20 protein-coding genes are annotated in these 21,077 nt (G+C 55.8%); 14 read left to right on the top strand and 6 right to left on the bottom strand.

Annotation, left to right across the window (positions count from 1 at the left end; genetic code table 11):
* Window positions 1–29: 29 nt before the first annotated feature.
* Window positions 30–968 (bottom strand): homocysteine S-methyltransferase, encoded by a 939-nt coding sequence (gene mmuM / locus ACUTQ5_RS18775; protein WP_445652465.1) that lies wholly within the window; start codon window positions 966–968, stop codon window positions 30–32.
* A complete protein-coding gene (mmuP, locus tag ACUTQ5_RS18770; RefSeq protein ID WP_445652464.1) occupies window positions 958–2,367 on the bottom strand; it encodes an S-methylmethionine permease in 1,410 nt (469 codons plus the stop codon). The genes mmuM and mmuP overlap by 11 nt, the downstream gene beginning before the upstream one ends.
* A gap of 191 nt (window positions 2,368–2,558) precedes the next feature.
* On the opposite strand from mmuP, the gene ACUTQ5_RS18765 reads away from it, so the two are divergent.
* The 4 genes from ACUTQ5_RS18765 (at window position 2,559) to ACUTQ5_RS18750 (ending at window position 8,876) form a co-directional block, all read left to right on the top strand.
* Window positions 2,559–3,398 (top strand): ChaN family lipoprotein, encoded by an 840-nt coding sequence (locus ACUTQ5_RS18765; protein WP_445652476.1) that lies wholly within the window; start codon window positions 2,559–2,561, stop codon window positions 3,396–3,398.
* 102 nt (window positions 3,399–3,500) lie between these two features.
* Window positions 3,501–4,301, top strand: a complete 801-nt coding sequence (locus tag ACUTQ5_RS18760) for a TonB family protein (protein WP_445652463.1) — start codon at window positions 3,501–3,503, stop codon at window positions 4,299–4,301.
* Between the two features lie 77 nt (window positions 4,302–4,378).
* The gene (locus ACUTQ5_RS18755) at window positions 4,379–6,502 is read left to right on the top strand and encodes a S9 family peptidase (RefSeq protein ID WP_445652462.1); all 2,124 of its coding nucleotides are present in this window, start codon (window positions 4,379–4,381) and stop codon (window positions 6,500–6,502) included.
* A 130-nt stretch (window positions 6,503–6,632) separates the two neighbouring features.
* Window positions 6,633–8,876: a TonB-dependent receptor domain-containing protein gene (locus ACUTQ5_RS18750; protein WP_445652461.1), complete on the top strand. Its 2,244-nt coding sequence runs from the start codon at window positions 6,633–6,635 to the stop codon at window positions 8,874–8,876.
* Window positions 8,877–8,893: 17 nt separating this feature from the next.
* Here the strand turns inward: ACUTQ5_RS18750 and ACUTQ5_RS18745 are convergent, their stop codons facing one another.
* The 3 genes from ACUTQ5_RS18745 to amiA form a co-directional block, all read right to left on the bottom strand.
* Window positions 8,894–9,349: a YaiI/YqxD family protein gene (locus ACUTQ5_RS18745; protein ID WP_004947732.1), complete on the bottom strand. Its 456-nt coding sequence runs from the start codon at window positions 9,347–9,349 to the stop codon at window positions 8,894–8,896.
* A complete protein-coding gene (gene hemF, locus ACUTQ5_RS18740) occupies window positions 9,349–10,269 on the bottom strand; it encodes an oxygen-dependent coproporphyrinogen oxidase (protein ID WP_445652460.1) in 921 nt (306 codons plus the stop codon). Before hemF ends, ACUTQ5_RS18745 begins: the two co-directional genes overlap by 1 nt.
* Before the next feature lie 69 nt (window positions 10,270–10,338).
* On the bottom strand, window positions 10,339–11,238 hold the full coding sequence (amiA, locus tag ACUTQ5_RS18735; RefSeq protein ID WP_445652459.1) for an N-acetylmuramoyl-L-alanine amidase AmiA: 900 nt from the start codon (window positions 11,236–11,238) through the stop codon (window positions 10,339–10,341).
* 330 nt (window positions 11,239–11,568) lie between these two features.
* Between amiA and ACUTQ5_RS18730 the strand changes: the two genes are divergently transcribed.
* Window positions 11,569–11,994: a GNAT family acetyltransferase gene (locus ACUTQ5_RS18730; protein WP_061808110.1), complete on the top strand. Its 426-nt coding sequence runs from the start codon at window positions 11,569–11,571 to the stop codon at window positions 11,992–11,994.
* A 43-nt stretch (window positions 11,995–12,037) separates the two neighbouring features.
* Here the strand turns inward: ACUTQ5_RS18730 and ACUTQ5_RS18725 are convergent, their stop codons facing one another.
* The gene (locus ACUTQ5_RS18725; RefSeq protein ID WP_445652458.1) at window positions 12,038–12,436 is read right to left on the bottom strand and encodes a YgiW/YdeI family stress tolerance OB fold protein; all 399 of its coding nucleotides are present in this window, start codon (window positions 12,434–12,436) and stop codon (window positions 12,038–12,040) included.
* Between the two features lie 175 nt (window positions 12,437–12,611).
* Here ACUTQ5_RS18725 and ACUTQ5_RS18720 point away from each other — a divergent pair, with 175 nt between their 5' ends.
* The 9 genes from ACUTQ5_RS18720 (at window position 12,612) to ACUTQ5_RS18680 (ending at window position 21,077) form a co-directional block, all read left to right on the top strand.
* Window positions 12,612–13,076, top strand: coding sequence for a DUF2919 family protein (locus ACUTQ5_RS18720; protein WP_445652457.1), 465 nt, complete (start codon window positions 12,612–12,614; stop codon window positions 13,074–13,076).
* A 133-nt stretch (window positions 13,077–13,209) separates the two neighbouring features.
* Window positions 13,210–13,794 carry an RpoE-regulated lipoprotein gene (locus ACUTQ5_RS18715; protein ID WP_445652456.1) on the top strand — a complete coding sequence of 195 codons (585 nt, stop codon included), beginning with the start codon at window positions 13,210–13,212 and terminating at the stop codon, window positions 13,792–13,794.
* Between the two features lie 167 nt (window positions 13,795–13,961).
* On the top strand, window positions 13,962–14,861 hold the full coding sequence (locus ACUTQ5_RS18710) for a Dyp-type peroxidase (RefSeq protein WP_445652455.1): 900 nt from the start codon (window positions 13,962–13,964) through the stop codon (window positions 14,859–14,861).
* Window positions 14,862–15,062: 201 nt separating this feature from the next.
* Window positions 15,063–16,085, top strand: a complete 1,023-nt coding sequence (locus tag ACUTQ5_RS18705; protein WP_445652454.1) for a sulfate ABC transporter substrate-binding protein — start codon at window positions 15,063–15,065, stop codon at window positions 16,083–16,085.
* Complete coding sequence (cysT, locus tag ACUTQ5_RS18700; RefSeq protein WP_012146168.1) at window positions 16,085–16,918, top strand: sulfate/thiosulfate ABC transporter permease CysT; 834 nt, start codon at window positions 16,085–16,087, stop codon at window positions 16,916–16,918. Before ACUTQ5_RS18705 ends, cysT begins: the two co-directional genes overlap by 1 nt.
* On the top strand, window positions 16,918–17,793 hold the full coding sequence (cysW, locus tag ACUTQ5_RS18695; protein WP_017893587.1) for a sulfate/thiosulfate ABC transporter permease CysW: 876 nt from the start codon (window positions 16,918–16,920) through the stop codon (window positions 17,791–17,793). The genes cysT and cysW overlap by 1 nt, the downstream gene beginning before the upstream one ends.
* Entirely contained in the window at window positions 17,783–18,871 is a 1,089-nt protein-coding gene (gene cysA, locus ACUTQ5_RS18690) for a sulfate/thiosulfate ABC transporter ATP-binding protein CysA (RefSeq protein ID WP_445652453.1), read from the top strand. Before cysW ends, cysA begins: the two co-directional genes overlap by 11 nt.
* A gap of 198 nt (window positions 18,872–19,069) precedes the next feature.
* A complete protein-coding gene (gene cysM / locus ACUTQ5_RS18685; RefSeq protein ID WP_445652452.1) occupies window positions 19,070–19,951 on the top strand; it encodes a cysteine synthase CysM in 882 nt (293 codons plus the stop codon).
* 445 nt (window positions 19,952–20,396) lie between these two features.
* Window positions 20,397–21,077 carry a response regulator transcription factor gene (locus ACUTQ5_RS18680; RefSeq protein ID WP_012146164.1) on the top strand — a complete coding sequence of 227 codons (681 nt, stop codon included), beginning with the start codon at window positions 20,397–20,399 and terminating at the stop codon, window positions 21,075–21,077.

Genomic DNA, 21,077 nt, shown 5'->3' with positions numbered 1-21,077 from the left:
CCTCCTGCGTTTCGGCGCAGGAGGCTTTTTTATGCCTTGCAGCGTGCGGCGATCTGGCGGATATCCTGCGGTGTCGTGCGGCAACAGCCGCCAATCAGCCTGGCGCCGATGCGTTGCCATTCGCCAATTTGATCAATCAGGCTGCCGTATGCACCCCCACAGGTATGCCAGGTTTTACTTACCGCGTCGTAGTGCTCACCCGAGTTTGGATAGACCAGCAGCGGCTTGTCAGTCAGTGCGACAAACTGTTGCAGTGCCGGGGCCACATTTTCCAGCGCAATGCAGTTAATGCCTATCGCCAGCACCTGTGGATTGGCGTGCAGCAGAGCCATGACCTCGGTCAGCGGCGTCCCATCGCTGAGGTGTTGACTGTCGCGCAAGGTGAAAGCGAACCAGGCACCCAAGGTGGGGAACTCTTCCAACAACGTCAGCAACGCCTGCAGTTCACTGAAGGATGGCAGAGTTTCACAGGCCAGTAAATCCACCCCAGCTTCAGCCAACGCCTGGATACGCGGGCGGTGGAAGGCGATCATCTCCTCTTGCGGCAGTGAGTAATCACCGCGATATTCAGACCCGTCGGCCAGATAAGCACCATACGGCCCTACCGAACCGGCAACCAATAAGGGGGAAGCCTGCGGGTGCTGCGCCAGATAGTCGCGGCGTGCCTGCTGCGCCAGTTGCACGCTTTTGGCAATCAACGCCAGTGACTGCGCTTGATCCAGCCCCCGGCGTAAAAAGCCTTGTGGCGTGGCCTGATAGCTGGCGGTGATGGCGCACTGCGCCCCGGCGTTGAAATAGTCGAGGTGTACCTGATAAATCAGCTCAGGGTTTTCAATCAGCACTTTTGCCGACCACAGCGGGTCGCCCAAATCACAGCCGCGGGCTTCCAGTTCGGTAGCCAACGCACCGTCTAAAATCAGCGTAGGGTGGGCACCCAAGAGTGTGGCGACAGGATTGTTAACCGACATGATTCTCTCCCAGAGACGTTTTTTGCCCGGCACGGCGGGTCAGATAATAGGTGATGTAACACAGGGCGACAAAGGGCAACCCGCAGTAAAGCGCAATGCGCTGCTCCGGATCGAACGCCAGCCCGACACAGGCCAGCAGGCACAGGGTGAAACCGACGATCGGTGTTAACGGGTAACCCGGCGCGCGGTATTTCAGACCGGAAATGGGTTGGCCGCTGCGGACATAATGACGGCGGAAAGCGAAGTGCGAGGCACAGATGCTCAACCAGACCACCACCACCGCAAAGCCGGAAATCGCTGACAGCGCCACGAACACCGTGTCCGGGGCGATCACGCTGGTCAGCAATGCCAGTACGCCGCCGAGCATGCTGAAGGTCAGTGCGTTAATCGGGATGCCGCGTTTATTCACGCGGGAGAAATAGGCTGGCAGGGTGCGCTGGTTGGCCAGCGACCACAGCATGCGCCCCGAAGCGTACAGGCCCGAGTTGGCAGCCGACAAAATGGCGGTCAGGATCACGAAATTAAAGATATCGGCGGCATAGGGCACCCCGATACGTTCAAACACCAATACAAACGGGCTTTTGACAATCCCGGCCTGATCCATTGGGATCAACGCGGCCAGAATAAATACCGTACCGATAAAGAACAGCATCAGGCGGATCACTGTGGTACGTATCGCCCAGGGCACCACCTTTTCCGGGTTCTCGGTTTCACCGGCGGCAATGCCGATAAGCTCAGTGCCGGAGAACGCGAAATTCACTGCCACCATGGTCATCAGGATTGGCAGTGTGCCGTTCGGCAGCCAGCCGGAAGCAGTCAGGTTATGCAGGAAGGGCGCTGGCGTGCCGTCTTTCATCGGCAGCAGGCCGAACATGGCCGCACCGCCGAGGATGATAAACGCCAGAATGGTGACGACCTTGATCAGTGAGAACCAGAATTCGCTCTCGGCAAAGAAGCGGGTCGTGACCACGTTAAGCAGGAAAATCGCCGCGCAGAATATCAAACACCACAGCCACACCGGTGATTGCGGGAACCAATACTGCATGCAGAAACCGGCGGCGGTCAGGCTGGAGCCCAGTGCTACCGTCCAGGTCAGCCAGTACAGCCAGGCGACGGTGTAACCGGTGGCCGGGCCAAGATAGCGCGATGCATAGACGTGGAAGGCGCCGGTTTCCGGCATCGCCACCGACAGTTCACCCAGGCACAACATCACCAGATAGACCACCAATGCGCCGATCAGATAGGCCAGCAGGGTGCCAAGAGCACCGGTAGTGGAAATGATATAGCCGGTGTTGAAGAACAGCCCGGTACCAATCACGCCGCCCAACGACAGCATCACCAGATGTCGGGCCTTCATGGTGCGTTTGAACTGCCCATCGGCAGGAACGGCTGAGTGCATAATATTCTATCCGTGTAGACGTCTAAACAGCTAAATGGCTATCGGTTATACCCGCAATACTTCACGAAATCAATGTGTGAGCGGAAACCATAAAGCAAAAACCGTTATCAGCGTCTCAGGAAAGGGGGGCTATATATGCAAATGATAATTATTATCTATAATGTCGCCACTTTTATTACAAGGGCAGCATGATGAGATTTTTGATTTTATTGGCCGCGCTGGCACTGGGTGCCTGCAGTCAGGCCCCGGTTTCCTCGCCGAAAAATAGCCTTGATAATCTGGGGGAGATTACCGACTTGCGCAGTGGCGAAAGTTTGTCACCAGAGCAATTGCTGAGCCGATTGGCCGCTCAGCCACGGGTTATCGTCGGGGAAAAACATGACAACCCGTACCACCACCGGATAGAACTGTGGCTGGTGGAAAACTTACCGCAACAGCGGCCGCAGGGCAGCGTACTGATGGAGATGATTAACCCGAGTCAACAGGCCAAGGTGAGTCAGGTGAAGCAGTGGCTACAGGGTAATCCGGCGGTGCGTGACAGTCGGGTGGCGGAGTTGATTGACTGGCAACCCGGCTGGAAATGGTCGCTGTATGGCGATTTGACGATGGCGGCGATGCGCGCGCCGTACCCACTCTGGGCGGCCAACCTTGATCGTGATGAAATCATAGCGTTTTATCAGCAGCCGGTTTTTCCAGATGGCCAACTGTCGGTGCGCCCAGCGGTGCAGAAGGCGCTGGAGGAAACGATTCGCACGTCGCACGGTGGGAAAATTGAACCTCAACAGCTGCACGCCATGCTGGCGATCCAACAGCAACGCGATCGGCGTATGGCTGAACGTCTGCTGGCCGCGCCGATGCCGACGCTACTGATTGCCGGCGGCTATCATGCTTCAAAATCGGTGGGGGTGCCGTTGCACGTGCAGGATCTGCAGCCGACCGCCTTGCCGGCGGTGTTGATGCTGGCTGAGCCCGGTGTACAGGTCGATAAGCAGGTAGCGGATTACCTGTGGGTTACCCCAGCGGTTAAATGATTAGGTTAATAGGGTGAAAAGAACTGTTAATACAAATTATAAATGATTATCATTAGCAAATGAGATCTAAAATCATTCGTAATTAAGTAATCTAATATCCCTATGTTAAGTCAGTCTTTATCTTATCCGCTCGCCTCAATGCCACAGCCGCGCTGGGCGCGCGGATTTTTATGTGCCCTAGCGGCACATCTGGCGCTGGTGCTGCTGTTTTATTGGCCGTCCACATCGTTGCCGCCGATGCAGTTACCACCACCGGCGGTGATGATGAGTTGGGCGGCGCAGATTGAAGCACCGGAAAGCCCCAAGCCGCTGCCGTTGGGCGTGCAACAGGCCGAGTCTGCTGCGGCGCAACCTGCCGAACAGCAGGATCAACCTGATTTGCCTAAGCTGGCGCGGGCCGAAAAGACCAAGATTAGCGTGGCTGAGAAAAAGCGGACCGAACACCGACCCCCGCAAAAAGCCCAGCCAAAACCGGAACAGCAGGTGAAAGAGGTTAAGCGTGCCGCTGCCTCTAGCGCTGCTGCACCGAAAGCCTTGAACATCGCCCGGCAGACGGCCGCACCGCTGAACAGCGATTCCGCAAGCAACGAACAGGTCAAGCTATCATGGGAAAGCAGGGTCAAGGGAATGCTAAACCGCATCAAACGCTATCCGCCGGACGCCCAGCGCCGCCGCCGCAGTGGCATGCCGCAGGTGTCTTTTTCTGTGGATGCACAGGGGCGGGTTTTCGATCTGACCTTGCATGCCCCGTCGGGCACTGCCTCGCTGGATCGTGAGGCGTTGGCCGTGGTCATGCGGGCGCAGCCATTGCCGCCACCGCCGGTCGAAATGTTGCGGCAGGGCAAGGTACAGGTGAGGATGCCCATCGATTTCAATCTGGCGGCACTGAACGCAGGCCAATAATTTATTCTATGAGCAGCGGCTTTTTATTTACCTAACCAAAGGGCGGGGCTGCTGATGCCAAACCATCGTGAGGGATTATGAAACATCCACTTCTGTCGGGCCGAACGGCCATCTATGCCATGATTTCATTGAGCTTATTGGGCCAGACCGCCAGGGCGGAGCCGCTGGCACCCAGCGCCGAGATTATCCCGCATCAATTAACTGCCCAGGGCGAAACCCGGGTGGATGATTATTATTGGCTGCGAGATGACAGCCGGCAGAATAAAAAGGTGCTGAATTACCTGACGGCGGAAAACCGTTATACCGAGCAGATGATGCAGCCGTATAAAAAACTGCGCGATACGCTGTATCAGGAAATGCTGGGCCGCATCAATCCGGAAGATCGCTCGGTGCCCTACCAACTGAATGGGTATCGCTATCAGGAAAGCTATGCGGCAGGTAAAGACTTTGCCCTGTATCAGCGCCAGGCCCTGACGGCTGATGCACCGTGGCAAACCTTGCTGGACGCCAATCAGCGTGCGGCGGGGCAGGATTATTATCGTCTGGGTGGGATGGAGATAAGCCAGGATAACCAGCAGATGGCGATCGCTGAAGATCTGCAGGGGCGCAGGCAGTACCGTATTTCGCTGCGTGAGATAGATAGCGGAAAATGGGCGCCGGAAGTGATTGAAAACACCTCCGGTGACATGGCGTGGGCCAATGACGGCAAGACGCTATTTTATATTCGCAACCACCCGCAAACCCTGTTGCCCTATCAGGTTTATCGCCACCAGTCCGGCACGCCGGTAGCGGACGACAAGCTGGTATATCAGGAAAATGATGGCGGGTTCTATTTGAGCCTGGGTCGCTCTTCTTCGCGCGACTACGTCATTATTACCGTCAGCGGCAATACCACTTCCGAGGCGCGGCTGATTGACGCCAATCAACCCCTGAGCACTCCGGTGCTGTTCGCCGCACGTAAGAACGGCCTCGAGTATTATTTAGATCACTATCGTGGTGAGTTTTATCTACGTTCCAACTACCAAAGCCCGCATTTTGGCCTGTACCAGACCGCGACAGTCGGCAAGCCATGGCAGACGCTGATAGCACCGCAGGAAAAACGCGAGGTGGAAGGTTTCACGGTGTTTCGCGACTGGCTGGTAGTGAAGGAGCGTGCTGATGGTCTGGTGCAACTACGGCAAATCAGTTGGGACGGTAAAACCCAGCGCAGTATTCCGTTCGATGACGCCAGTTATATGGCCTGGATGGGCTATAACCCGGATCCGGACAACCAGCAGCTACGCTATGGCTATTCGGCGATGACGACGCCAACCCGCACCTACCAATGGGAGCTCAACAAAGGCGAGCGCACCCTGCTGAAACAGCAGGAAGTGAAGGGGGTGGATCCCAGTCAGTACTACAGCGAGCGGGTGTGGATTAACGCGCGTGACGGTGTGAAGGTGCCGGTCTCGCTGGTCTACAACAAAGCCATGTTCAAACCGGGACACAGCCCGCTGCTGGTGTACGGTTATGGTGCCTATGGCATGAGTATGGATCCGGCCTTTAGCGCCAACCGCATTAGTTTGCTGGATCGCGGTTTCGTTTATGCGCTGATCCACGTGCGCGGTGGCGGCGAGTTGGGGCAGAACTGGTATCAGCAGGGCAAGTTGACTCATAAGCCAAACACCTTTAGTGACTTTATCGACGCTACCCAGGTACTAATCCAACAGGGTTATGGCCAGCCGGGTCGCATTTATGCCATGGGCGGCAGTGCTGGCGGGCTGCTGATGGGGGCGGTGATCAATCAGGCACCGCAGTTGTATAACGCGGTGGTGGCACAGGTGCCTTTCGTGGATGTGCTGACTACCATGCTGGACGACAGCATTCCGCTAACGGTCGGTGAATACGAAGAGTGGGGCAATCCCAATCAGCCGCAGGCTTATGAGTTGATCAAGTCCTATAGCCCGTATGACAACGTAGGTAAACACGCCTATCCGAACCTGCTGGTCACCAGCGGCCTGTATGACTCGCAGGTGCAATATTGGGAACCGGCCAAATGGGTCGCCAAACTGCGTCGTTTTAAACAGGGCGATTCAGTGTTGCTGCTGGCGACCGATATGACGGCCGGCCATGGCGGAAAATCGGGCCGCCTGACGCGGCTGGAAAATAGCGCGCTGGAATACAGCTTTATTATGGCGATGGATCAGAAAACACAGAAATAACCACTATCACCGTCGGGTAATAAACTCGACGGTTTATTAAAACTATAAAAAATCAATTTACCGTCTATTTCGGCGGCTTTTTGTTGGGCATTGTCGGCCACCAAATCTTTTTGGCAATTTCTGGGGATATATGAAAATCAAATTAATAGTAAGCCTGATCGGCGCGGGAATAGCACTGAGCGGGATGGCGACGGCAGCGCAGAACGGGGTTGAAGAGGGAAAGGGCAAGGTCGTTTTCAGCCCATTGAATGTTTCGGCGGCAGAGAGCAGTAACAGTAGCAGTGAAAAAGAAGCGCTGGAAAAGCCCGGTGCTTTCAGCTCACGCGGGGAAAATAAAAATCTGGAGTCGGTGGACAGCATTCTGCGCAGCATGCCGGGTACCTATACCCAGATAGACCCAGGCCAGGGGGCGGTCAGCGTTAATATCCGTGGCATGAGCGGCTTTGGCCGCGTTAATACCATGATCGATGGCATCACTCAGAACTACTATGGCAGTTCACCCAGCGACGCGGCGCATGGCGGTTTGCCCACCAGCCAGTTTGGTGCGCTGATCGATCCTAACTTTATCGTCGGCGTTGATGTGGCACGCGGTAATGCGACAGGGGCCGCCGGTGTCAATGCACTGGCGGGCAGTGCCAACTTCCGCACGATTGGCGTTGATGACGTGGTGTTTTCGGATAACCCCTTTGGCGTGCGCACCAAGTTTTCTGTAGGCAATAACGGTATTGGCCGCAGCGGTATGATCGCTGTGGGTGGAAAAACCGACGCATTCGGCGACGGCGGTAGTCTGGGAGTCATGGCGGCTATCAGCGGCAGTTCGATCACCTCTAATTATAAGAACGGTTCAGGGTTTGACAGTGAAGAGTTTAATGTCGATAAAACTTATCGTCAGAATCCCAAATCTCAGTTATTTAAAGTGGATATTAAACCCGACGCTTTCAATAGCATTGAACTGTCGGCCCGAACTTACCAGAACAAGATCACCCGCCGCCATATCGACAGCAATGACTTTTATATTAAATATCATTACGCCCCGTTTTCAGAGCTGATTGATTTTAATCTGACCGCCAGTACCAGCCGGGGCGAACAGCAGTTTATGTCCGATAATATGGCGGGATTCAGCGACAGCACCGCAAGGAATATCTCTGACGCACTGGACGTAAATAATACCAGTCGTTTCAGCCTGCAGAAGGTCGATTTTGCCTTCAGTTACGGCGGCAAGCTGATCCGCAATGAATACAAGAAGCGCGCCTCCGGGCTGGTGACAGACGAGAGTCAGGCGGAAAGCTCGCCGGTGGGCATTGCAGGCAAACAAAATATAGCCAGCCTTTACAGTGGACTGCAGCTTAATTACGGCATCTGGCAGGGTAACTTTGACCTGAGCTACAGCGCCTATGATATCTCCGGCTATAAACCGGCCTGTGATGATCGGGTGCAATGTTTCCCGCAGGGGGCCAGCAACATCAATTTGAAAGAGCACGGCTTTAACCCGGCGGTGATGTTGTCCGCACAGGTAACACCGTGGCTGCAGCCGTTCATCAGTTACAACAAATCGATGCGTGGGCCGAATATTCAGGAAGTGTTCTTCGCCAACAGCGGCGGGCAGTCGATGAACCCTTTCCTTAAGGGGGAAACGGCAGAAACCTATCAGGCGGGTTTTAACGCCAATGCTCATGACCTGCTGTTTAAACAGGACAGTTTCCAGCTCAAGGCAGTGTATTTTGAGTCGAAAATCAAAAATTACATTTCCAGCCAGAGCTACATGGTGTGTAGCAATCGCCAAAAATGTCATCGTGCTCAGACCAGCCAAGAGGAATGGGATAACGCCGATGTGAATGTCGCCATGACCATGTACAGCAACTCTTACGAGCCAGTCAGGTCGCGTGGGGTGGAAATAGAGGCGATGTACGACGCCGGTTTCGCCTACACCAAACTGTCTTTGAGCAAGGAGCACACCAGTCAGCCGACAAATCAGGCCAGCAATGTGTTCGGTGCCGGTGACATTAGCGAGTTACCGGAGTTGTACTTCACGCTGGATACGGGGGTGCGTTTGCTGGATGAGAAATTGACGCTGGGCGGGCTGGTGAAATACACCGGCAAGGCTGTGCGCCTTTCTCCCGATTATAACGTTGATGAGAATGAGCAGTTGTTGAAAGAGCCTGTGCCGCATATCCCGACCGTTATCGATCTGTACAGTACCTATCAATTCAACCGCAATCTGCTGTTGAAATTCAGCGTGCAGAACCTGATGGACAAAGACTATTCCGATGCATTGAACAAGATGAACGCGATGCCATCACAGTCACGGGATTTCTCACCGACCAACACTGCTCGTGGCCGAACCTATATCTTTGGCGGCGAGGTGCGATTCTAAACGGGATGCGGGCGCAATTACTGCGCCCGTTTTGCCTGCTGCAGCCACTTGTCCAGCTCGTTGGCGAACTGCTGACGGTCACGCTGGTTCAACGTATTCGGGCCGCCGGTCTGGATACCGCTGGAGCGCAGGGTGTCCATAAAGTCACGCATGTTAAGGCGCTCACGAATGGTGTCTGGGGTGTAACGTTCACCCCGTGGGTTCAGTGCCACCGCTCCTTTCTCTATCACTTCCGCTGCCAGCGGGATATCGGCGGTGATCACCAGATCGCCTTTCTCGCAGCGTCGCACGATTTCGTTATCCGCCACGTCAAATCCGGCCGCCACCTGCAGGGTGTGGATGTGCTTTGACGGCGGCGTTCTCAATGGCTGGTTCGCTACCAGCGTCACCGACATCGCGGTGCGCTCTGCCGCCCGAAACAGCACTTCTTTGATTACGTTGGGACAGGCGTCCGCATCAACCCAAATCTGCATCATTTCGGCTCCTTCAGCCAATCGCGCACCGGCAGGAAATCACGGTACAGCGCCGCTTCCGGGCTGTCTTCCGCCGGTTGATAGTTGTATTCCCAGCGCACCAGCGGCGGCATCGACATCAGGATGGATTCGGTACGGCCACCGGTTTGCAGGCCGAACAGCGTGCCCCGATCCCAGACCAAATTGAATTCCACGTAACGGCCGCGACGATACAGTTGGAACTGGCGCTCGTGATCGCCCCAGCTTAGCGTTTTGCGTTTCTCTACGATTGGCAGATAGGCCTCGAGGAAGCCTTCGCCCACCGCCTGGGTAAAGGCGAAGCAGGTGGCGAAGTCCGGGGTGTTCAGGTCATCAAAGAACAGGCCACCGATGCCGCGTGCTTCGTTACGGTGTTTGATAAAGAAATAGTCGTCGCACCACTTTTTGTATTTGGGATAGACCTGTTCACCGAAGGGCGCGCACAGCTGCTCGGCGGTGCGGTGCCAGTGAACGGCGTCTTCTTCAAAGCCATAAAACGGCGTCAGATCAAAGCCACCGCCAAACCACCACACCGGTTCTTCACCCGGTTTTTCCGCAATGAAAAAGCGCACGTTGGCGTGGCTGGTAGGAATGTAGGGGCTGCGCGGATGGATCACCAGCGAGACGCCCATCGCCTGGAAGCTGCGCCCGGCCAGTTCGGGGCGATGCGCGGTAGCGGAAGCGGGCAGGGTAGCGCCGGAGACATGTGAAAAGTTGACGCCCGCCTGTTCGAACACCGCGCCGTCGGTCAACACCCGACTGCGGCCACCGCCGCCTTCTTCACGCGTCCAGCGGTCTTCGTTGAAAACGGCGCTGCCGTCGGCCTGGGCCAACTGGCTGCAGATGCGGTCCTGCAGCGCCAGCAGGAAGGATTTTACTTCTGCGATGGTCGATAAACTCATACGTGATAATTCACAGCGTCTGACTGAACAAGGCGCAGAGTATACCCTTATTCACCGCGGCTGGCAGTATCAGCCGGGTTTTCGTTGGTGCGTATCGTAATAGCTGAAGAAACTGAGCACCCCATCGGCAATGGCGCGGGCGATTTTCTCGCGGAAGGCGGTTGTACCAAGTAGGCGCTCTTCTGCCGGATTGGTAATGAATGAAGTTTCTACCAGCACTGACGGAATCGACGGGGATTTCAGCACCGCAAAGGCCGCCTGTTCTGTACTGTTGCTGTGCAGATGGTGTACCGGACGGATCTGGCCGAGCACGTGGCGACCAAGCGTCAGACTGTTGTTGATGGTATCGGTCTGCACCAGATCAAACAGTACCTGTTGCAGATAGTTGTCCTGGTTTTGGTACTTGCCACCGGCCACGTCATCGGCGGCGTTTTCACGGTTGGACAGGTAACGCGCCATGGCGCTGCTGGCACCGCGATTGGACAGGGCAAACACCGAAGCGCCTGAGGCTTCCGGGCTGGTAAAACCGTCGGCGTGAATCGAGATAAACAGGTCGGCCTGATGCTGGTGGGCAATCTCCACCCGTTGGAACAGCGGGATAAATTCGTCTTCTTCCCGCGTCAGACGAACTTCGACATGTTCCTGTTCATGCAGGATGCGGCGCACGTGGTTGGCAATTTCCAACACGACGTGCTTTTCCTGTGAGCCTTCGCTGCCGATCGCGCCGGAGTCGATACCGCCGTGACCTGGGTCGATCATCACCAGTCTTTTACTGCCGGACGGTTTAGTTGCCGGTTTGCTTGCCGGTTTGGGATGTTGGTTGCGCAGCATGCCACCGGATTCGGCTTTGGCGCTTTGGCTTTTGCTGCCAAGCAGTACCAACGCCAGGCCGGAGAGCAGTAATTGACGTCGTGTGGGGGAAACGGAGAGCGGCTTAAAATTGAGGAATTGTTTAACCTGCTTTTTCATAATGCTACGCTCCATCGACAAATTCTATTTTGCGACGTTATATCGTATTGATAATCATTAATCGACCTGATAACTATGTCCATTTATTACGCGGATGACCGGTGATTTCGGCATAATTGCTGGGGTAAATCGCAGTTTGATATTGCTTAAGTGAATAATCCCGCGATATACCCTGCGTACTTGAAGCTGCATCTGTGTTAGCTGCGCTTGCTCACCCGAATCACTGACTTAAGTCAGCTCATCGGGCTTCATTCGCTTGCTGCCTTGATGCAACTCCAATAACTTTGGGTATAATCAGATAAACATCTTAATTAACAGCGGCGAACATCGATGGAAATTCGCGTATTTCGACAAGACGACTTTGAAGAAGTCATTACCCTGTGGGAGCGATGTGATCTGCTGCGCCCGTGGAACGATCCTGAGATGGATATCGAGCGTAAACTCAATCACGATCCGGACCTGTTTCTGGTTGCCGAAGTGGGCGGCGAAGTCGTGGGCTCGGTGATGGGCGGTTACGATGGCCATCGCGGTTCGGCGTATTATCTGGGGGTGCATCCGGATTATCGCGGGCGCGGTATTGCCAATGCGTTAATTAACCGTCTGGAGAAGAAGCTGATCGCGCGCGGGTGCCCGAAGATCCAGCTGGTGGTGCGTGAAGACAACGACACGGTGATCGAGATGTATGAAAAACTCGGTTACGAGATCCAGAACGTTACCAACCTGGGTAAACGACTGATCGAAGATCAGGAATATTGAGTGGTCATTCGGGCGGTGAAACCTCACCGCCCGTTGCTGCGTGTTAAGGCAGTTTTTTGATGTTCTTCACATCTACTTCCACAGTGCTCCAGTCTTTATCCACTTTCCCTTCCAACTGCACTTTATCTTTCGGGGTGATGGTCTGGCCGTTCCAGCGTTTTCTGTCGATCTCCACCGTCAGGGTGCCGCTGGCGTCACGGAAGGTATAGGTGTCGTCACCAACGCGCTGCTCGATATTGCCCTGCAGCATCACCCAGGTGTCATCGCTCATCGACTTCACCTTGTCTACTGTGGTCAGTGCCGCGCTTGGGCCGGAGAAGCCGCCCTGCTGGATATTTTGCGTTGATGTTTGCGGTGCCGCAGGATCAAGGAACCCGCCTTGTTGGGCCAGAACCGGTGCACTGCACAGAGCGATTAATGCGGCCAGGGTATATTTTTTCATCTTAAGCTTCCTTATCTCAATCGAGAATTAAAGCCCTGCCAATCAGGACTGCTGGTTTGATGGGGTTAAGTAAAACATGAAAATCTTAAGGGGTTCTTAAGCGCGCGCATTGAAAACAATAAATCTGGCTCCCATTTGAAGGAGTAATAATAATGCAATTGGCAAGGAACCGACGTTGAAGCCACTCCCACCCCGTTTTTCCCCCGACGATTACGATCATCATGGCGCGCTGCGTTTGCCGCTGTGGTTTTGGGGTGTGCTGGTTTTACAGGCCCGGACCTGGATTTTGTTCGTGATGGCCGGCGCTTCGCGCCAGCAGGGAGAAGGGCTGTTGCAGTTGTTTTACCCTGACACCCAAAGGTTCTGGTACGGCATCCTGCTGGGGCTGCCGGCGGCGCTGGCATTTCTGTTGGCTCCACGGCGTCACCAATGGCCACGATTATGGCGTGCCTGGCGTTGGGGGCTCTGTCTCTCGCTGCTGGCGGCGCTGGGCGGTTCGGTGTTCAACCTGTGGCAACAGGCCGACAATCAGCCACCGCTGGATGCTGTCCTGATACTGCTTGATGCGCTGGCACTGGCTTACCTGCTGCTGGATCAGCGCCTGAAAGCCTGCTTTACCGTGCATGACGAAGCGGGGTAATTGCCACCTGCGGCGGCACTTTTCTTATTTTCTGCACTCCAAGCTCGCAACCGATGGCGAAGCGTGGACAGTTGTGAGAGGCTGGCACGCAGCAAAATGCCGGGCCCATGCCTTTGATGTTAAGGAGCTAGAGATGAATATTCGCCCACTATTGTTAGGGCTCCCGCTGTTACTGACCGGCTGTTCGACGATGTCGAACTTCTCCTGGTCGAGCCTGTCGCCGCTTAACTGGTTTGGCAGCAGCCTTGAGGTCAGCGCCAAGGGCGTTGGCGATTTGAACGCCGGCACCCCGATGTCGGAAAGCGCCATCAACGACGGGTTGAAAGGTGATTACCGCCTGCGTGGCGGTATGGCCACCAGCCAGGGCCAGATAATTTCTTACTATCAGGCGATGGACGGTAATGATGTGAAACTGGTGATCACCGGTGAACCCAAGGGCCACGTGCAGCGTGTGGACGTGATGGACAGCAAGGTGGCGACCGAGTGGGGCAGCAAACTCGGCACACCGTTCAGTGACCTGTACAGCAAGGCGTTCGGTGCCTGTAAACCGGCCACCGGTGACGATGCCGGCAAGGTGGAGTGTGTGGCGGAGCAGAGCAAGTACGTGACCTACATTTTCAACGGCAAGTGGGCCGGCCCGCAGGACATCATCCCACCGGATGACACGCTGAAAAGCTGGACGGTCAGCAAGATCATCTGGCACGCCAAGCCTCAGTAAACCTTTCTTTTTGGGCGTCCGATCTGCGGCGCCCCAGCTTCCTTCATTTTGGCGGGTATCCTTATTTTCTTTGCGTTCGGGCAAGGCAATTATCCCTGCTTGCGGTATGATACTGCGCATTCGTAACAGGCTACTGTTACCCGATTCTGCTATTGAGGATAACGACAATGACACAGGTTCAGAGCGGCATTTTGCTGGAACACTGCCGTTTCGCCATTTTTATGGAAGCCACGGTACAGGGCGAATTTGCCGAACTCCGCCAGGGCTGCAAGCAGTTTTGCCAGACGTTGACCGAGCTGCAACAGCAGTTCCCCGATGCGCATTTGGGCGCGGTGGTTGCCTTTGGCTATGACGTTTGGCATGACCTGTCCAGCGGCCAGGGCGCCAAAGAGCTGAAGCCATTCACCCCGCTCGGCAAAGGGCTGGCACCGGCCACCCAGCGCGATCTGCTGATCCATATTCAATCCCTGCGTCATGATGTTAACTTCACGCTGGCCCAGGCTGCGCTGACCGCGTTCGGCAATGCCATCAAAATTGAAGAAGAAACCCACGGTTTCCGCTGGGTGGAAGAGCGTGACCTGAGCGGCTTTATCGACGGCACGGAAAACCCGCAGGGCGACAAGCGACCGGAAGTGGCGGTGATTGCCAAAGGCGAAGAAGACGCAGGCGGCAGCTACGTGCTGGTGCAGCGTTATGAACACAACCTGCGTCAGTGGCAGCGTTTCACCACCGAACAGCAGGAGCAGATTATCGGCCGTACCAAACATGACAGCGAAGAACTGCCGCCGGAGCAACGCCCGGACACCTCACACGTCAGCCGTGTTGATCTGAAAGAAGAGGGCAAGGGCCTGAAGATCCTGCGCCAAAGCTTGCCTTATGGCACTGCCAGCGGCAAGCACGGGCTGTATTTCATCGCCTACTGCGCACGCCTGCATAACATCGAAAAGCAGCTGCTGAGCATGTTCGGCGACCTGGATGGCAAACGCGACGCGATGCTTCGTTTCAGCCGTGCGGTGACCGGCAGTTATTACTTTGCGCCATCACTGACGCGCCTGCTGTCGTTGTAACACCTCTGCCGGGGCTGGCTATGCCTGCTCCGGTTTTACTTCCCCCCTCTGCCATGCCGCTCCGTTCCTGCCTTATAGCGTTTGATGCTTGAAAATCACTAAACGGTATATAAAAGCGTTACAGCTCCGCACCTAGTTATAAATACACTGGTCAACATCAGGGCGGAAGCCCGACGGAATGACTCAGTAATAAGGTGCACAATGAAACAAACGCGGGTTAAAAATATCGTACTGAAAGGATGGTTGGCGGCGGCGCTGTTAGCCAGCGGTCCGCTGTCGGCAACTGAATTGCTGAACAGCTCCTATGACGTTTCCCGTGAATTGTTTGCCGCGCTGAATCCAGGTTTTGAGCAGCAATGGAACCAACAGCATCCTGGCGACAAACTGGCTATCAAGCAATCCCACGCCGGCTCTTCCAAGCAGGCGCTGGCGATCCTGCAGGGCTTGCGCGCCGACGTAGTGACCTACAATCAGGTGACCGACGTGCAGATCCTGCACGATCGCGGCCAACTGATCCCGGCTGACTGGCAGACCCGTTTACCGAACAACAGCTCACCTTTCTATTCCACCATGGCTTTCCTGGTGCGTAAGGACAATCCCAAAGGCATTCATAACTGGAATGATTTGGTGCGTGACGACGTGAAGCTGGTGTTCCCGAACCCGAAAACCTCCGGTAACGGCCGTTACACCTATCTGGCCGCCTGGGGCGCTGCCAGTCAGGCGGATGGCAATGATCAGGCCAAAACCCGCGCCTTTATGACTCGTTTCCTGAAAAACGTGCTGGTGTTTGACACCGGCGGTCGCGGCGCAACCACCACCTTCGTCGAACGTGGCCTGGGCGATGTGCTGATCAGCTTTGAGTCGGAAGTGAACAATATTCGCAAGCAGTATGGCGAAGACAAATACGAGGTGATCGTGCCGCCGGTCGATATTCTGGCAGAGTTCCCGGTGGCCTGGGTCGATAAAAACGTGGCAAGAAACGGCACCGAACAGGCGGCCAAGGACTATCTGAATTATCTCTACAGCCCGGCAGCGCAGCAGGTGATCACCAGCTACTACTACCGTGTTTACGACAAGCAGGCGATGGCCGCGGCCAAAGGCCAGTTCCCGGAGACCAAGCTGTTCCGGGTGGAAGATCAGTTTGGTGGCTGGCCGCAGGTGATGAAAACGCATTTCTCCACCGGTGGCGAGTTGGATCAGCTGTTAGCCGCAGGGCATAAGTAATGTTGTCGTTGACCAGCAAGCGGGTTCTGCCTGGGTTCGGCCTCAGTTTGGGGAGCAGCCTGTTTTACACCTGTCTGATCCTGCTGTTGCCGCTTAGCGCGTTGGTAATGCAGTTGGCGCAGATGAGCCTGGCGCAGTATTGGGAAGTGATTTCCAACCCGCAGGTGGTGGCGGCTTATAAAGTCACACTGCTGGCGGCGGGCGTTGCCAGCCTGTTTAACGCGGTGTTTGGCATGCTGATGGCCTGGATCCTGACCCGCTATCGTTTTCCCGGTCGCACGCTGCTGGACGGTCTGATCGATCTGCCGTTTGCATTGCCGACGGCGGTAGCCGGCCTGACACTGGCGGGGCTGTTTTCCACCACTGGCTGGTATGGCCAATGGTTGGCGCATTTTGACATTAAGGTGACGTTTACCTGGCTTGGCATTGCCGTGGCGATGGCCTTTACCAGCTTGCCATTCGTGGTGCGCACCGTTCAGCCGGTACTGGAGGAACTGGGGCCGGAATACGAGGAGGCAGCAGAAACCCTGGGCGCGACTCGCTGGCAGAGCTTTCGCCGCGTGGTGATACCTGAGCTGGCACCGGCGCTGTTGGCCGGTACGGCGATCTCCTTTACCCGCAGCCTGGGCGAGTTTGGTGCGGTGATCTTTATTGCCGGCAACATCGCCTGGAAGACCGAAGTAACCTCGCTGATGATTTTTGTTCGTTTGCAGGAATTTGATTATCCAGCGGCCAGTGCGATTGCTTCGGTGATCCTGGCGGCCTCGCTGCTGTTGCTGTTCAGCATTAACGTTCTGCAGAGCCGCTTTGGCCGACGTATCGGGGGGCACTGATGGCTGATATCTCTGAGTTTAACGGTGTCGAACGCCCGCGCGTCAACTGGGGCAAGTGGACGCTGATCGGTATCGGCGTGCTGTTTTCGGTATTGCTGCTGGTGGTGCCGATCATTTCGATTTTTGCCGAGGCCTTTTCCAAAGGGATTGGTGTGATGTGGGGCAACCTGGTCGATCACGACATGTTGCACGCTATCTGGCTGACGGTGCTGATTGCTTTGATTACCGTGCCGTTCAATCTGATTTTCGGCACCTTGCTGGCTTGGCTGGTGACGCGTTTCACCTTCCCTGGGCGTCAGCTGTTGCTGACGCTGATAGACATCCCGTTCGCCGTTTCGCCGGTGGTCGCGGGGCTGATTTACCTGTTGTTCTACGGCAGCAATGGGCTGCTGGGCGGTTGGCTGGATGCGCATAATATCCAGCTGATGTTCTCCTGGCCGGGCATGGTGCTGGTGACCATTTTCGTGACCTGTCCGTTCGTGGTACGTGAGCTGGTGCCGATGATGCTCAGCCAGGGCAGTCAGGAAGACGAGGCCGCCATTTTGCTGGGGGCTTCCGGTTGGCAGATGTTCCGCCGGGTGACGCTGCCCAACATTCGCTGGGCGCTGTTGTACGGCGTGGTATTGACCAACGCACGTGCCATAGGTGAGTTCGGCGCGGTATCGGTAGTGTCCGGTTCTATTCGCGGTGAGACTTTCAGCCTGCCGCTGCAGGTTGAGTTGTTGCAACAGGATTACAACACGGTAGGTTCCTTTACCGCCGCCGGTTTGCTGACCCTGATGGCGATAGTGACCCTATTTTTGAAGAGTGGCCTGCAATGGCGTCTGGAACGTCAGAATGCACGTCTCGAGCGGGAGGAAAATCATGAGCATTGAGATTAACGGTATCAATAAGTTTTTCGGTCGTACCAAGGTATTGAACGATATCTCGCTCGACATTGCCTCCGGTGAGATGGTGGCGCTGCTAGGGCCGTCCGGCTCCGGGAAAACCACGCTGCTGCGTATTATCGCCGGGCTGGAAAACCAGAGCGGCGGCAAGCTGGGCTTCCACGGCATCGACGTCAGCCATGTGCATGCCCGCGATCGTCGAGTGGGCTTCGTGTTCCAGCATTACGCGCTGTTCCGCCACATGACGGTGTTCGATAACATCGCCTTTGGCCTGACCGTGCTGCCGCGCCGCGAACGCCCAAATGCCGCGGCGATCAAACAAAAAGTGACCCAGCTGCTGGAAATGGTGCAGTTGGCCCATTTGGCCAACCGTTATCCGTCACAGCTTTCCGGTGGTCAGAAGCAGCGCGTGGCCCTGGCGCGTGCACTGGCGGTTGAACCGCAAATTCTGTTGCTGGACGAACCTTTCGGCGCACTGGATGCGCAGGTGCGTAAAGAGCTGCGCCGTTGGCTGCGTCAGCTGCATGAAGAGCTGAAATTCACCAGCGTATTCGTCACCCACGATCAGGAAGAGGCAATGGAAGTCGCCGATCGTATCGTGGTGATGAGCCAGGGCAATATTGAGCAGGTCGGTTCGCCGGAAGAGATAGTGCGTGAACCGGCCAGCCGCTTCGTGCTGGAATTTATGGGCGAAGTGAACCGTCTGAGCGGCGAGATACGCGGTTCGCAGCTGTTCGTCGGTGCGCACCAGTGGCCGCTGTCGTTCCAGCCAATGCATCAGGGCCGTGTGGACTTATTCCTGCGCCCGTGGGAAATGGAAGTCGGCACCGAGAGCAGCGACCGCTGCCCACTGCCGGTGCAGGTGCTGGAAGTCAGCCCACGCGGCCATTTCTGGCAGATGACCGTACAGCCGATCGGCTGGCATCAGGAACCGATCAGCGTGGTGTTGCCGGATGGCAACGAACCGCCGGTACGCGGCGGCCGTTACTACGTTGGCAGCCTGAATGCGCGCCTGTACGCCGGTGATCAACTGCTACAACCTGTTGCGTTAGCTAAAAGCGCCTGATATACCCTTTATCTTTCAAGTTGCAGGTGTGTTGGCTGCCTTTACTCGCCCCAGTCACTTACTGATGTAAGCTCCTGGGGACTTGTGCTGTTGCCACCTTTCTGCACCTCGAAATATTTTGGGTATAGGTTTTAACTGACATTAAAGGCGACCTTGCGGTTGCCTTGTTATTTTATGTCCAACACACAGGCAAAGATCGTGACAACGCTTGAACAATGCATCGGAAATACCCCGCTGGTAAAATTACAACGTCTGGCTACAGGTCTGGGCAGCGAGGTCTGGCTCAAACTGGAAGGCAATAACCCGGCCGGTTCGGTGAAAGATCGCGCCGCGCTGGCGATGATCCAGCAGGCGGAGCTGCGCGGTGAGATAAAGCCCGGCGATCGGTTAATCGAGGCCACCAGTGGTAACACTGGTATTGCGCTGGCGATGATAGCGGCACTGAAAGGCTATTCGATGACCTTGCTGATGCCGGAAAACATGAGCCAGGAACGTCAGGCGGCGATGCGTGCCTATGGTGCAGAGTTGATCTTGGTCAGCCGCGAACTGGGGATGGAAGGTGCACGCGATCTGGCGCTGGAAATGCAGAGTCAGGGGCAGGGCAAGGTGCTGGATCAGTTCAATAATCTGGACAACCCTTACGCCCACTTCACCACCACCGGCCCGGAAATCTGGCTGCAGAGCCATCAGCGGGTGACCCATTTTGTTTCCAGCATGGGCACCACCGGCACCATTACCGGTGTGGGCGGCTATCTGAAGAGCCAAAATCCGCAGGTGCAGATTATCGGCCTGCAACCGGCGGAAGGCAGCAGTATTCCCGGCATTCGCCGCTGGGCACCGGCTTATATGCCGGGCATATTCCGGCCGGATCTGGTGGATCAGGTATTGGACATTGAGCAAACCGACGCAGAACAGACTATGCGGCAGTTGGCGCAGCGCGAAGGCATATTTTGCGGCGTCAGTTCCGGCGGGGCAGTAGCCGGTGCGCTACGGATTGCAGCGACCAATCCGGGAAGCGTGATTGTGGCTATCATCTGCGATCGCGGCGATCGCTATCTCTCCACCGGTGTTTTTGCCTAACCGTTATTTCCTTTCCAACGCCTGTATCGAGCCTATCCCGGTGGATTATTTCGCCGGGGTGAAATTAAAACTCCCCCAATACCCTTTCTGCGTCTCTCAGAGCGTTCTGGCGGGCTAAGTCGTTATACCCGCGGCCTTTATGCTGTAAGTCGCCCAGCGCTACCTACAGGGCCTTTATCTGGCCCGGCGTTGGACCACCAGGTGATATAACGATAATTCTTCGCCGCCTTGTCACCTGAAGTAGAGAAATAAGGCGATAGCGACCACAATAACCTTGGGCTTTCCTGGCATAAAAGCGTGGCAAAAATCTGTTGGCGCTAATTTAACGCGCCGTCGGCCGGGCTGCGATTAAGTGGCGTTCAGGAATATGTAAGGATTGAGTAAAACCGGCTGCGAAGCAGACAAATAGGCGTGAAAATGACGAAAATCCGCGAAGGAGCAAGGCATGAAAATTTTATTGGTCGATGATGACCTTGAACTCGGCACCATGCTGAGCGAATACCTGACCGGCGAAGGTTTTAACGCCACGCTGGTGCTGACCGGCAAGGCCGGAGTGGAAGGCGCGCTGTCGGGTGATTACACCGCGATGATCCTCGACATCATGCTGCCGGACATGAGCGGCATCGACGTGCTGCGCGACGTCCGTAAAAAGAGCCGCATGCCGATCATCATGCTGACGGCCAAGGGCGATAACATCGATCGGGTTATCGGCCTGGAAATGGGCGCCGACGACTATATGCCCAAGCCGTGCTATCCCCGCGAACTGGTGGCGCGCCTGCGTGCGGTACTGCGTCGTTTCGACGAGCGCCCGGATGAAGTTGACGACGAGATTGCGATTAATTTCGGCGAGCTGACCCTTAACCCATCAACCCGCAGCAGCGAATGGCGTGGCAAGGCGTTTGATCTGACCGCTTCCGAATTCAATCTGTTGGAGCTGCTGTTACGCGCGCCGGAGCGTGTGGTATCAAAAGACGAGCTGTCAGAAAAAGGTTTAGGCCGCCCACGGGAAGCCTATGACCGCAGCGTTGACGTGCATATCAGCAATATCCGCCAGAAGCTGGGGGCGTTGACGGACAACGCGCTCAGCATTGAGACGGTGCGTAGCATCGGCTACCGCATCCGATAA

This window comes from Serratia sp. NA_112.1 (assembly GCF_052691715.1).
This window is presented reverse-complemented; position numbering and strand designations above follow the sequence as displayed.